The organism is Candidatus Tisiphia endosymbiont of Melanophora roralis, assembly GCF_964026575.1.
Taxonomy (GTDB): domain Bacteria; phylum Pseudomonadota; class Alphaproteobacteria; order Rickettsiales; family Rickettsiaceae; genus Tisiphia.
Window position 1 is genome coordinate 550,282 of record NZ_OZ032161.1, and the last position, 12,590, is coordinate 562,871.

9 protein-coding genes and 2 pseudogenes are annotated in these 12,590 nt (G+C 31.7%); 7 read left to right on the forward strand and 4 right to left on the reverse strand.

Features of this window, described 5'->3' with window-relative positions; genetic code table 11:
- Nucleotides 1-10 precede the first annotated feature (10 nt).
- Together AAGD53_RS02695 and AAGD53_RS02700 are read left to right on the forward strand one after the other, a co-directional pair.
- Nucleotides 11-109, forward strand: a pseudogene (locus AAGD53_RS02695) (IS5/IS1182 family transposase); the annotation flags it as partial.
- Between the two features lie 194 nt (nt 110-303).
- Nucleotides 304-1,254, forward strand: coding sequence for an IS110 family transposase (locus tag AAGD53_RS02700; protein ID WP_341763180.1), 951 nt, complete (start codon nt 304-306; stop codon nt 1,252-1,254).
- Between the two features lie 204 nt (nt 1,255-1,458).
- Here AAGD53_RS02700 and AAGD53_RS02705 read toward each other — a convergent pair whose 3' ends face one another.
- Both AAGD53_RS02705 and AAGD53_RS02710 read right to left on the reverse strand, forming a co-directional pair.
- Nucleotides 1,459-3,075 carry a restriction endonuclease subunit S gene (locus AAGD53_RS02705; RefSeq protein WP_341763395.1) on the reverse strand — a complete coding sequence of 539 codons (1,617 nt, stop codon included), beginning with the start codon at nt 3,073-3,075 and terminating at the stop codon, nt 1,459-1,461.
- Nucleotides 3,062-5,134, reverse strand: a complete 2,073-nt coding sequence (locus tag AAGD53_RS02710; protein WP_341763181.1) for a class I SAM-dependent DNA methyltransferase — start codon at nt 5,132-5,134, stop codon at nt 3,062-3,064. Before AAGD53_RS02710 ends, AAGD53_RS02705 begins: the two co-directional genes overlap by 14 nt.
- A 6-nt stretch (nt 5,135-5,140) precedes the next feature.
- On the opposite strand from AAGD53_RS02710, the pseudogene AAGD53_RS02715 reads away from it, so the two are divergent.
- Nucleotides 5,141-5,286 (forward strand): annotated as a pseudogene (locus AAGD53_RS02715) (palindromic element RPE1 domain-containing protein); the annotation flags it as partial.
- A 263-nt stretch (nt 5,287-5,549) separates the two neighbouring features.
- On the forward strand, nt 5,550-6,287 hold the full coding sequence (locus AAGD53_RS02720; protein ID WP_341763182.1) for an HD domain-containing protein: 738 nt from the start codon (nt 5,550-5,552) through the stop codon (nt 6,285-6,287).
- Here the strand turns inward: AAGD53_RS02720 and AAGD53_RS02725 are convergent.
- Nucleotides 6,181-7,527, reverse strand: coding sequence for an MFS transporter (locus AAGD53_RS02725; RefSeq protein WP_341763183.1), 1,347 nt, complete (start codon nt 7,525-7,527; stop codon nt 6,181-6,183). The genes AAGD53_RS02720 and AAGD53_RS02725 overlap by 107 nt on opposite strands.
- Nucleotides 7,528-7,867: 340 nt before the next feature.
- On the opposite strand from AAGD53_RS02725, the gene AAGD53_RS02730 reads away from it, so the two are divergent.
- From AAGD53_RS02730 to AAGD53_RS02740, 3 genes are all read left to right on the forward strand, one after another.
- Nucleotides 7,868-9,130: a hypothetical protein gene (locus AAGD53_RS02730; RefSeq protein ID WP_341763184.1), complete on the forward strand. Its 1,263-nt coding sequence runs from the start codon at nt 7,868-7,870 to the stop codon at nt 9,128-9,130.
- Between the two features lie 23 nt (nt 9,131-9,153).
- Nucleotides 9,154-9,870 carry a hypothetical protein gene (locus AAGD53_RS02735; protein ID WP_341763185.1) on the forward strand — a complete coding sequence of 239 codons (717 nt, stop codon included), beginning with the start codon at nt 9,154-9,156 and terminating at the stop codon, nt 9,868-9,870.
- Between the two features lie 514 nt (nt 9,871-10,384).
- Entirely contained in the window at nt 10,385-11,713 is a 1,329-nt protein-coding gene (locus AAGD53_RS02740; RefSeq protein WP_341763186.1) for an MFS transporter, read from the forward strand.
- Here AAGD53_RS02740 and AAGD53_RS02745 read toward each other — a convergent pair.
- Entirely contained in the window at nt 11,673-12,380 is a 708-nt protein-coding gene (locus AAGD53_RS02745; RefSeq protein WP_341763187.1) for an HD domain-containing protein, read from the reverse strand. The two genes, AAGD53_RS02740 and AAGD53_RS02745, sit on opposite strands and share 41 nt — an antisense overlap.
- Between the last annotated feature and the right edge of the window lie 210 nt (nt 12,381-12,590).

Below are 12,590 nucleotides of genomic sequence, written 5' to 3' on the forward strand. Positions count from 1 at the left end.
TAAGTCGTAACTAGTACATTTTAGGCGTATATTTTCTAGATTTGATAAAGCCCCAGCCACTTTTTTAGCTTTTCTAAATTTCGTTGGAACTTTAATATGGTTACGTTAAAATTTTTGTCAACAGAACCTAGGTCTTATATCTTTAAATTATGATATAAGTAATTGTAAGAGGGTGACTTGATAGGTTCTTGATTGAAATAATCGTGCACAGAATAAGTACCCTCTTACAAGGTTTGCTTTGAACAAATTGCAGAAGGTGCTGGAAGCAGCAGCCTTGCACAATAAGATGAAGGAGATTATATCATGAGTAAAATAATAGGTCTAGATGTAAGTAAAAAATGGTTAGATATATGTTTATATGAGTCTAACAATAAACCGATATATAATCGTTTTTCCAATGATAAGTTAGGGCATGAAGAACTGATAAAATTAATAAAAGAGCAAGAAATTAAGATAATAGTATGTGAGCCTACTGGAGGTTATGAAGCAGAGATTTGCCAAGAATTGTATAATAATAAGCAACAGATACATAAGGTCAATACCTATAGTTTTAATTCATTTAGTAAATCGGTGAATTTGTGTAAAACTGATAAGAAGGACGCATTTAAATTAGCATATTATGGCGATAAGATGCAACTTACAGCTAATTATTTATATCAAGTTGAATCAGAGACTTTGAAGAGATATCAGCAAAGGCGAGAAGATTTAGTATTAATGCTTAGCAATGAAAAGAAGAGGCTACATCATAGTATTGATGGCATTGATAAAGAGAGTATAGAAAAACTCATTAAATTTTTACAGAATGAAATAGCTGAGCTTGATAAGAAATTAAATGAGGTAATAGATGAATCAGAAGAGTTGAAAGAGAAGGTAAAAATATTAGAGAGTGTGCCTGGTATTGGTAAATGCGTAGGTAAAAAACTAATTAGTTTTTTACCTGAATTAGGAAAAAAAAATTATAGTAGTAACGAATTGTCAGCAATTGTGGGGATAGCTCCTTATGCTCGTGATAGTGGTAATAAGCAAGGACGAAGATTTATTAGAGGTGGCAGGAAAATACCACGAGATGCTTTATACATGGCGGTATTGGCGGGGAAAAATGGTGTCAAAAATAGTTTTCAATATTTAAAAGCTTTATATGATAGGCTTGTTAACAATTTTAAACCTAAAAAGGTTGCTATAGTTGCGTGCATGCGTAAACTACTTGAAGTGTGCCATAAACTTATTCAACAAAAACGTTGTTTTGTTATTTAGATAAATATTTTTTATTTTTTTGAAATTTTAGATAAAAGATAATTGCTGTTCACAGCCTAACAGCAATCCTCTGCCCCCTCAAATTGACTCTGCAAATATTTGCACGAATAATTGGTATGCTTGCGTAGTTCATTGCACTTCTTGAGCTTGCTCACTCCTTGTTTTTCGTTCCAATTCTTTAAATCATTTGAGTATAGATTAAAATTATAAACCAATATCAACTTTTATATTTTCTATTTTTTCAAGTTCTCTTTTTATATTATTTTTTATTTCTTCGATTTTACGATATTTTTCTGCTATCTCCTTTTGTTTTAGTAAATCAAATTCACCTGTTACAGTAATTGGGATTTTGATTTCAATATTTTTAATTTTGCTTTTTCCGGCTTTATTTGCAAATCCAAAATTCTTAGTAGTCAATTCATTCTCTATGGTATATTTTAAGTATAGTTTATTACAATCTTTAAATTTATCTCGTAAAATTAGAGGTATAACTTTTTCGGACAAAGAAAATCTATTTAATCTTAGAAAGATTTTACCAATTGAACCATCAATATTCCAAGTTAGACAATCTTCAAAATATTTTACCCCTTTTAGATTATCTTTAATATAACCATAATTAATAGCATTTTCATCTTTTGAAGCACTATACACAGGAATATTGCCCTTATTTTTTTTAATAAAGGATTTTGTAAATTTACTGCTATTTGTTTTTTGAGATAAATCAAAAAGATTATCTATTGTGATACTTTGGCAATATTCGGTTTCATTATCAATTTTGATAACAAGTTGATCTATTTTATGTTTATATTCCTCAACTTCTTGCTTAATTCCAGAGATTACTTGATATTTCTCTGCTATCTCCTTTTGCTTTTGTAAATCAAATTCATCTGTTGCAGTAATTGGGATTTTGATTTCAATATTTCTTGTTCTTTCTATGGTTGGCTTGTATTCCCAGTTAAAGTTATTTTTATCTAATACTTTTTGTAATTCAAACGATAGATATAAACAATCAAGGTTATCACATTTTGGGATATACAATCTTGCATCTCCATTTATGCTAAATTTATGTTTTGACCTATAAAAAACTGTGCCAGCATATCCATTGGTAGTAATCTGGATAGATTCAACATCATGATCAAAATGATTTATATAACCCAAAACACCACCTTGTTTTGTGTTTGCTGAGTAGATAGGATACGAACCTTTATGTTTTTTAATATAAGTCTTAGTGTATTTTGCTATTCCTTTTTTTATATTAAAAATATCCTCTATTTTTACACTTTGGCAATACTCGATTGCATCATCAATTTTGATAACAAGTTTATCTATTTTATGTTTGTATTCCCCAACTTCTTGCTTAATTTCAGAGATTACTTGATATTTTTCTATAATATCTTGTTGGATGTCAATATCAAGATTCCCATCGACATCTACAGGTAATCTAATAATGATATTCTGCATATTTTTTAGAGAAGCTCTTAATCCCCTATCAAAACCATAAACATCCTTAATTCTGTCTAGCTCAATCATTAAATATTGTGGCAAGATAGTATCTTCTAATATTCTTATTGTTCCACAATGATCAGTTGTTGCAAATGGGATGTACTTTCTAATAAAATTAAATTTAAAATCACCATCAATACCCCATATAACAAAATTACTATCAAAATCTTTTATATTACTATCTTTTATCAAACCAACTGGATTAAATACATTTGCACTATATGCGGGTATATTGCCAGCTTTAATATTTATTAAATCCCTTTTTAAAACTCTTTTACCTATAAATAATTTAAAATAGCTACAATCATTTAAAGGTATTTCTAAGTACTTTTTTTTCTTGAGTTACATTAAAACCAATATCTTGCAAAGATGTAGTAAACTCATTGCATCTCGTTACTAAATCGCTAATTATATCACTAAACTCACTAATTGAAACTACTTGGTCTATTCCTTCAATGCCTAATTCAATTTTTTCTTCTTTACTCCACCATCTTTCTACAGACCAATTTTTATCACTGTCAAATTCATTTATCGAAACTATCTTACACCTCTTATCATGATTAAGAGTTGCAAAATACTTCTTATTGCCCTTAAAAGCATTATATAAATTAACAGCTTCTTTTAAGTCATCTTGCTCAATATCAAATCTGTAGATATCTCTACTTTCACCTATTTCACTGACCAAATAAGTGAATACAGGATCAGTTTGAATATCAGAAATATCAGATTTTTTTGTAATTGCTAAAATATAGGTCTTTTTTTGTGTTGTAAAAAATGTCTTTAATGGCAAAGAAATAATTGCATCAATATAGCAACTATCTAAAATATATTGCCTTAAATTTTTATCATTCTGTCTATTAAATATACCGTCAGGTACAACTATAAAAGCCTTGCCACCTTTTTTTAGAGCTTTAATGATCCACTCCATAAAAAGCCCTTCAATACCCATGGCATTGATTTTATAGTGATTTTTTAAAGTAAGATTCTTAGATATTTCTTTTTTTAAATTACTACTTCCGCTAGTAACATAAGGGGGATTTGTTAAAATTAAATCATATTTCTCTTCTTCTGCTTCAGAAAGCGTACCAAGTATGGAGTTTGTTTTTAAAATGAAACTATCATTAAATATTTTAGCAAATTCTTTAGTTAGTCCAATATTGCCTTTTATAAGTTCACAAAAATAAATAAGCATATTGGCTTTTGCTAAAATGATGGTTTTTTGTTCATCTTTGTCAAAACCTTTATCAAAACCAACTATTTTAACTTTTTGTATTATTTTATTGTTTTCAACTTTAAACAGCTTATCAAGATTGTCTTTTATAAATTCTAATGGAAATTTACCCACTACGCATGCTGGATCACAAATAGTCATCCCATCTTTTAGCGCACCTTCTGCCATTTCGTTGATAGCACGAACAACTTTAATCGGAGTAAAAAACTGCCCCCATTTCTTTTTACTGATACTTTCTTTTAAAAAACTTTCGAATAACTTACTTTTAAAATCATGGTCAATATGTTCAAGTTTCCCATAATCTCTAAACTTGTGTAACACTTTTCTAAAGACTGTTCCATAACTATCAACAGCTTTTTGTTCTTTACTGATAAATAGGCTACCATTTATTATGGTGGTCTTGTCTAGGGCATTTTCAGGAAACAGCTCCTTTATTTGTGGTCTGATAATATTTGCGTAATGTTGCAAAACTGTGTTAGTTTCATTGCCTTCTTCATACATCCTGAGTAAAGTATAAAAATTATAAGTACCTTGCAATATTTTTAAATCACTTAGATATTTGAATATAAATAATTCAACAAATGTGTATAAGCAATTCTCAGGGGTTGCACCACTAACACTCCAAACATCTTGCCATATTTGTTTTGCTAAGTCGGTTGGATTGATTAGTTTTTTTGGTAAGATTTTATCATTTTTTTCATTTATTGATTGTATTATTTCATTGATAACTTTTTGCAAGTTTGTATCTTTGGAGTCAAAAAGATACTTAAAATCATCACCTTTTTCGTTTTTTACGTTATTACCAGTAGCAACATTAATCCATACCGTTTCTTGGGTATCAGTTGCAATAATTAATTTTGTTTTTAGTTTTTTGGCAACCTCAATTTCTTGCAAAATGGCATTATTTTTTTTATCCTTGGTATTAAAGTTTTCAGGTAGTTTAAATTCCACAATAGCAATAACTTCTTTTTGTTTTGTGATAATGGCATCAACTCTCTTGTTTGATACATCCCCATAATCTATACTTCTTATTATATCAGCTTTTTTTAAAGCACTAATAGTTGTTGCACCAATATTATAAAAATTCCAAGTCCCTATTTTTTGAGGATTCTTGATTAAATCTCGTTGCAGAAGTTCTTCGCTCATAATTAAATCACACAATTATTCAATAGACCTCTTGCGAAATTCGCTTCTGTTAGGGAATTTGTAGGAGACACGGAACGGAAAACCTCAGCGTACTCTAGTGTACGTGAGGATTTGAGTACCGGTATCACGCAAAATTACCAGCAGAAGTAGAATTACGCAAGAGGTCTAATAACAAATCAAAAGTAGTATTATTGTCCCTTATTATATCCAAAACAAAACTCATCGACAATAGATATTTAAGATATTTTTTACTAATCTTATGAAATTGTCCAATAACGCGAATTCGGGTAAACTGTAATTTATACAACATAGGTTAGAAAATATGCATCTTTTTAAAAATAAAAAGCAATAAATGCTTTAAATAGTCAAAATTTCAGTTTATTATAACTTTATAATTAAAATATCATGGTTTCTTATGGAAGATGTTAATAACTATTGGGATAATTCAAAATACCAGTATTGTGCATATGCTGAGAGGTTGCTTAAGGAGTTAATTTTGCTAAATGAAAAAGTAAAGCAACCAATAAACATGTATGAAGTCAAAAAAGGCATCTACTATGCTAAAAAATATCATGGCAGTCAAATGAGGCAGTCCGGCGAGCCGTATTATTCCCATCCGATTGAAGTGGCGTATATGCTTGCCCAGTACACAGCCCTAGAAATTCCACGATTGTTTAGAACCGACATTATTGTTACCGCATTACTGCACGATACCATTGAAGATACACAACTTACCGAAAAGATGATTGCCTATATTTTTGGCAGTCAAGTGGCTAGTCAAGTGCAAGACTTGACTAGGGTCAAGCCTCATGGCAAGATTAGCTCGGCGGAAACACTAGATTTATTAATTCAACAAAAAAAATATGATGTAGCATTGATTAAAATTTTTGATCGGATTCATAATTTAGAAACTCTAGGAGCAAAATCACTAGAAAAAGCTAAAAAGATAGTAGAAGAAACTGTAATACATTTTTTAACTTTAGCTATGCATTTAAAAATACCAACAGTAACAAAACGAATTATTACATTATGTTGTCAACATTTATCTATACCTCTACATAAGGCTTTTGTGGATAATTCCCGACCTCTTTCTCCAACTTTTCAAAATGAAATAGTCCGAATGCAAAACCTATGCAAACTGGAAGCAATATAATCATTATCCCCCAATGATGCCAATATTCAGTTAAGTAAACAATTGCAAAAGGGGTAACTACATACATTAAGGCACGAGATATGGCAAAGATAAGACTAGCACAACTAAAACGTTTAAAGACAGGAAAATGTTTATAATATATTGCTTGTCCTAGGCTAGGACCGGTAGGTGCAAATAACATAGCGAATAATTGAATTAAAAATATATCAAACGAGCTATTAACATTATTTAATAAATAAGGACAAGCTAAAGCAAATAGACAAAATATTAATAACAAAGTTTTTATAATTTTTAACGGGTATATTTTATAACTTAAATATGTTAATATTAAAGTGCTTAAGAAGGAAAATATGGAGAGAATAAAATTTTGATGAATGACCTGTTCAGCACTATAATCAAAAGAAGTTTTTAAAAGATTGCCACAATGCATATAAGCAAAATAAAAACATACAGGACACATGCATTCTATTAGAAACAATGCTATTATTGTTACTTTATTAGCTTTTTCCTTCCATATTGGATTATTTTCTAGTTTTTTAAGATCTATGCTGCCAACATTTGAAGGCTGCTCAAAAGTTTTTTTTAGTTGACGCTTGGCGTCAGCAAATTCCGGTGTTTCTCTAAGACTGCTTCGAGCTGCTGTGCCAATTAATGCTATGCCTGCTCCCATCCAAAAGGCTATACGCCAATTAAATCCATAGGAGGTCACTAACGATGCTATGGCTAAAGCAGCAACTTCTCCTAAAGTAGTAAAAACGGAAATTGATGAAGAAATCGGATATTGGATTGGTGGGTTTATAGATTCAATTAAATAAAGTCTTGCTCCTACTGTCTCTCCCATAACGGATATTCCTTGTAGTATACGGCATATGGTGAGCAACCAAGAGGCTGTAATGCCTATTTGGGCGTAAGTAGGTAGATTAGCCATGGTAATACATGATAAAGCCATCATAAAAGTCGTTATAATAACGGTAGTCTTACGCCCTATATTATCACCTAACCATCCAAATATTACTGCACCAACAGGCCTAAAAACAAAGGTAGAACAGAAAGCCGTAGCAGAGTAAATTGCTGTAGTATGTGGATCACTTTGAGGAAAAAACAACTCATTAAGAAATACCGCCATATGAATGTAAAGCATCAAGTCAAAAGATTCCAAAAAAGTCCCAATCGATAATAACCCAACAGCTGATTTTTGTTCTTTCGTTAGGCTTCTTTGTTCTTGCTGGTATCCTATCATTTACTCACCTTAAATATATCTTATTAATACTAATTAGATATTGATGATTTGGTTGAACGATAGCAAGAAAAAATAATATAGAAAATTGAAATAATAAATCTTGGTTGTAACAATATCACAATTCTATAAACAAATTAGAAGGGGAAAAAGAGAGATTGGTAAGAATATAGGCTGAGATCAAAGGATGTTAAATATCAGGACTAATATAGTTATGTGAGTAGAATATTGGATATTGTTTATATTATAAAAAATAATTAATTTTCATTAAAAATAAGTTGACTAATATTTTAGAATTGATTCTAATTAAATTATGGTAATATAAATAAACTTATTAATACAAATGAAAAATAACATGGCTGATGATTTTGATGATGGAGATAAAGGTAAAGAAGAGGTGGCAGGTTCATCTCAACTTGAGAATATTATTAATAATATCAAATCCCGAATGCATTCCACTAACCCAGCTGAACTAGAGAGGCTTAGTCGTGATATAGATAGTTTTTCAACTGCTAACATCCCGGAAAAGATACTAGAGATATTGAAAACAATACAAGCTATTGTGAACGAAAGGAAAGAACGTGCTGAACAGTATATGCTTTACAGTCAAGAGGAAAAAATTAGAGAGGCAGCAGCAGAAGAAGCTAAGTTACAAGAATCCATAGCACTTTTAGAAAAAGCAGCAAACGAAAAACGAGAAGAGGAGTTAAAACAACATATTGCTGAATATACATCTAAAGCATTTCAAGACAAGTTTGATGAACTATTAAAGGAAGAGGATGATCTTGTAAAAAAAGCAGCAAATGATCAGAATTCTTTAACTGATCAAGAAAAAGCCAAATTAATGGGGCAATATACAAGTAAAGAAGAAAAAGAAGAGGCTGAAAAGAAACAACAAGAAATAAGCCAATATTGGGGAAAGCATTACGCTATTAAAGATAAAGCTAATAAATCCATCAATTATAGAAAAGACCAAATTAAAGTTAATGAGGCAATAATTAACCGTTCTGATACTCCTGAACCAGTAAAAGATAAGGCTCGTCAAGATAATGCAGTACATAATCAAAAAATCAAAGAACATGAAGAAAATTTAAAGGTTCTTGCACCAAAAGAACAAAAAAGAGAAGAAAATAGAAGGAAAATTCTTGCTTTAGTAAATAGCAGCCAACCTGAGTTAGCGATAGAAAGATTACAAAAACATCATAACTATCATATAAAAGAATATGATCAAGCAAGGCAACAAGATCCCAATCATCAAGGATATCATGAGCTGCACTCAATGATCATAAAATTAGGTGGTCATAAAAAATTAGGGTTACCTAAACCGAAATATCCAGTACAGGAACAACTAGTTGCAACTCCTCAAAATACAAAAGATTCTTCGGTGGAGAATAAGCCTGAACCTATAGAGCATCCTGTTGCCAAAAATCCTAAAGAATATGCCCAAGCTATCAAAGAAAGTTTAAAACAAAGCCAAGAATCATCCAAAAAAGTTAGCTCAGCGGTAAATGAAGATCACGCACAAGCCAAAGGGGAAACCCAAAGTGCTAGTGCTAAGTTTGCACAACGACGAAAAGCCATGATGGCAGGACATGGTGGTAGATAATAACATAAATTAAGGAGATTATTATGAAAACTAAAAGAGTAAATTTACCTGATAATGCAGGGGAAAGGAAGACAATAGATAATTACTTGAAAAATACATTGAATAACAAAAAAGATTTCATTAATCTACAAAAGGTATATGACGAAAATAGAAGATCGGAAGAATCCGAGATGTATAATACTAATGCTAACTTAAGAGGACTAACAATATCAAGCAATAAAGATAGTGCATGGGAGTTCTTTTTGTACTTATCAATAGGGGTAAAAGAAGCATCTTTTTATTTAGCATCAAGTTTTTGGGAAGGATTTGGTACAACAAAAGATGAATTCTTAGCTTATTTATCTATGGCAATAGGGGGCAAGCTAGGTGACAAAAAATCAATTGAACTGGCTGGTAATGAGCCTATTCCAAAGGAAGCTAAGGATTTAGCAGACAAGTGCGTAGTACAGATTAACAAAAACGCAAGAGAAGTAGGAAGTAAAAAAATTACCTATGAACAAGCTATAGGCTACGGTAAACTAGTTGATAAAATATTGTCTGCTAATGCTAAACCAACATTTGCAGACAATATTCAAGAGGGTGAAATAAAAGGTTATGCTGACTTTGTCGCACTAGTAGAACCAGCAGAGAGTCTGTATCCCAGTTTGCTTGGAGTAGGTGAAGATGTGCCTCTAGATGTTGCAGCACTAGGGCAGGAAGATTCTAGTTCCAGTTCTTGTTGTGGTTGTGTTATATCATAGGTTGTAATGGTAAAGATGATGTCATTCCTGCTTCAGTGCGGAATCTAAAGAAACAAAAGGGTGCTTTAAACCTTCTAGATTCCGCACTGAAGCGGGAACGACATCGTTTTTACTTTGTAACTCACCTTACGCATGGCATTTAAAAGCCATAGGGAGAATAGCCTAGAGTCATTGCGAGAAGCCACTTTGGTGGCGAAGCAATCCAATAAATGTGGATTGCCGCTACACTCACGTGGTCTCGCTAATAGACGTCTTGTACTTTTCTGCAATTTTTTAATTGCCATGGGGGGTATGCCACAACTGTCGAAAGTTCAACAAGCGTCATTGCGAGGAGGCATAAGCCGACGAAGCAATCCATATGACAAACTTCATGGATTGCCACGCTCACGTACGTTCGCTCGCAATGACGCTTGTTGAACTTTCGACAGTTGTGGGGGTTATGCGTAAGGTGAGTTTGTAAGCAATTAATTATATACAACTCTAGACAATATAACTTAAGGGTTTAAACACTAATATGAGCAAATTTGTACGAGCAGACGGCAGAGTTATATATACTCAGACCAGTCTCACTAGAGAACAAAAACAAGCTGTTGGGTTGCTGTCGATCGGGACGTTCCTAGAGTATTTTGATCTGATGTTATATGTACATTTAGCAGTATTACTAAATGAATTATTCTTTCCCCAATATGATCCTTTTACCACTTCATTGCTTTCGGCTGCTGCCTTTTCTTCCACTTACATATTAAGACCTTTTGGAGCGTTATTGTTTGGTTATATTGGCGATTATTTAGGTAGAAAGACTGTCGTGATTATAACTACTTTTTTGATGGGTATTTCGTGTGTTATTATTGCAACTGTACCGACTTATGCTCAAATAGGGATTACTGCGTCTTGGATACTTGTAACTTGTCGTATGATACAAGGTTTGGCAGCAACTGCTGAAGCACGAGGAGCAGAAATTTATTTAACTGAAAGTTCAAGCCCGCCTATTCAATATTCATTAGTTACCTTAATAACTGTGTTTTCAGCCATAGGAACTACAGCAGCACTTGGAGTTGCTTCAATTTTTACTAGTACACATATTTATCAGAATGCATTCAGCTGGCGTACAGCTTTTTGGGTTGGGGCTGGCATTGCGTTAATTGGTTCTGTTGCTAGAACCAGTTTAAAAGAAGCCAATGAATTCATGAATAAGAAAAAAATGTTAAAAAATAGGTTTATAGACAATAAAATTGAATTTAACAAGCTGAATGAAGAAATTATCAACCAACCAGTGCCAATTTCAACTTCAATCGCATATTTTTTGATTCAATGTGCTAGACCTCCTTGCTTTTATTTCGTTTATATATATTGTGGGGACATATTAAAACAAAAATGTGGTTTTTCGCCTAATGAGGTTATAAATCAAAATTTTTGGGTATCTTTAGTAGACTTATTTGGAATAGTTATGCTAGCTTATCTTAGTTATATAATCCATCCTTTAAAGATACTTAAAGCAAAGCTCTATTTATTTTTTGCTTCAATTATTTTATTTCCCTTGGTGTTATCCTATAGCCTAAACTCGAATTATATTTTTATTTTTCAATGTTTAGCTGCTTTATTTGTGTTTGATCATGTACCTGCATCACCAATATTTTATAAATATTTTCCTATCTTCAAAAGATTTACATATACTAGCATGTTAAGTGCCATAGCCAAATTACTCACTTATTTTATAACATCGTTTGGTTTAGTATTCACTACAGAATACTTAGGTTATTGGGGATTATTTTTAATTCTAGTACCTGTGGGCATAGGATTTTTTATAGGAGTGTCTTATTTTGAGAAAATGGAGAAGCAATAACTTGAGATAGTTTAGTAAAAATATCAGCGTTATTTTTTATAACTCCCAATCTTATGTTATGCTTATGACATTTCTCATATAGGATATCGCAAAGCCATGGTAGCTCTACTACTTCACATAAAATTAAAGAATACTTTAAAGTTTCTTCAATTATCTTCTTCGCTTTTTCTGGAGACTTAGCTTCTAGAGTCTCAATATTGTGAAGCCTATCAAATATCTTAATAATTAAGGTATCATATTTCTTTTGTCTATATAGCGATTCCATCATCTCCGCCGAGCTAATCTTGCCATGAGGCTTGTTCCTGCTTAAGTCTTCTACTTGACTAGCAACCTGCTCCCCAAAAATATAAGCAATCATCTTTTCGGTAAGTTCTGTATCCTCGATGGTGTCATGCAGTATGCTGGTAACAATAATGTCAGTGCGGAAAAGATAATCAGAAATCATATAAGCCACCTCTAGTGGATGGGAGTAATAAGGCTCACCTGACTGCCTCATTTGGCTGCCATGATATTTCTTGGCGTAATAAATAGCCTTTCTAACCTCATCAATATCTATTGGTCGGTTTACTTCCTCATTCATCTTACGTAATTTATCCAGTAACCTAGTAGCATATTGACAAGGTGCATACTTTGAGTTGTCCCAATAATTGATTTCTTTTTCTTCCATAAAAAAACCATACTCTATATTTTAAATATATAAGTTAAACTAAAAATTAGAATATTACTAGGAATTTATTATATTTTTTTGAAAAAGATGAATATTGTGTAAACTATAAGTGACTAGACAAATATTATCAGCTTTTTAGGATAAACAAAAAAAAATGTAGAAAACATTTTGAAAAATAATAATATTATGCTACTATGTTACAATACTAGA

Bases quoted from the DNA above. Each gene is read 5' to 3' on its own strand.
- AAGD53_RS02700 (WP_341763180.1), top strand. From the start codon at position 304: ATGAGTAAAATAATAGGTCTAGATGTAAGTAAAAAATGGTTAGATATA.
- AAGD53_RS02710 (WP_341763181.1), bottom strand. From the start codon at position 5,134: ATGAGCGAAGAACTTCTGCAACGAGATTTAATCAAGAATCCTCAAAAA.
- AAGD53_RS02720 (WP_341763182.1), top strand. From the start codon at position 5,550: ATGGAAGATGTTAATAACTATTGGGATAATTCAAAATACCAGTATTGT.
- AAGD53_RS02725 (WP_341763183.1), bottom strand. From the start codon at position 7,527: ATGATAGGATACCAGCAAGAACAAAGAAGCCTAACGAAAGAACAAAAA.
- AAGD53_RS02730 (WP_341763184.1), top strand. From the start codon at position 7,868: ATGAAAAATAACATGGCTGATGATTTTGATGATGGAGATAAAGGTAAA.
- AAGD53_RS02735 (WP_341763185.1), top strand. From the start codon at position 9,154: ATGAAAACTAAAAGAGTAAATTTACCTGATAATGCAGGGGAAAGGAAG.
- AAGD53_RS02740 (WP_341763186.1), top strand. From the start codon at position 10,385: ATGAGCAAATTTGTACGAGCAGACGGCAGAGTTATATATACTCAGACC.
- AAGD53_RS02745 (WP_341763187.1), bottom strand. From the start codon at position 12,380: ATGGAAGAAAAAGAAATCAATTATTGGGACAACTCAAAGTATGCACCT.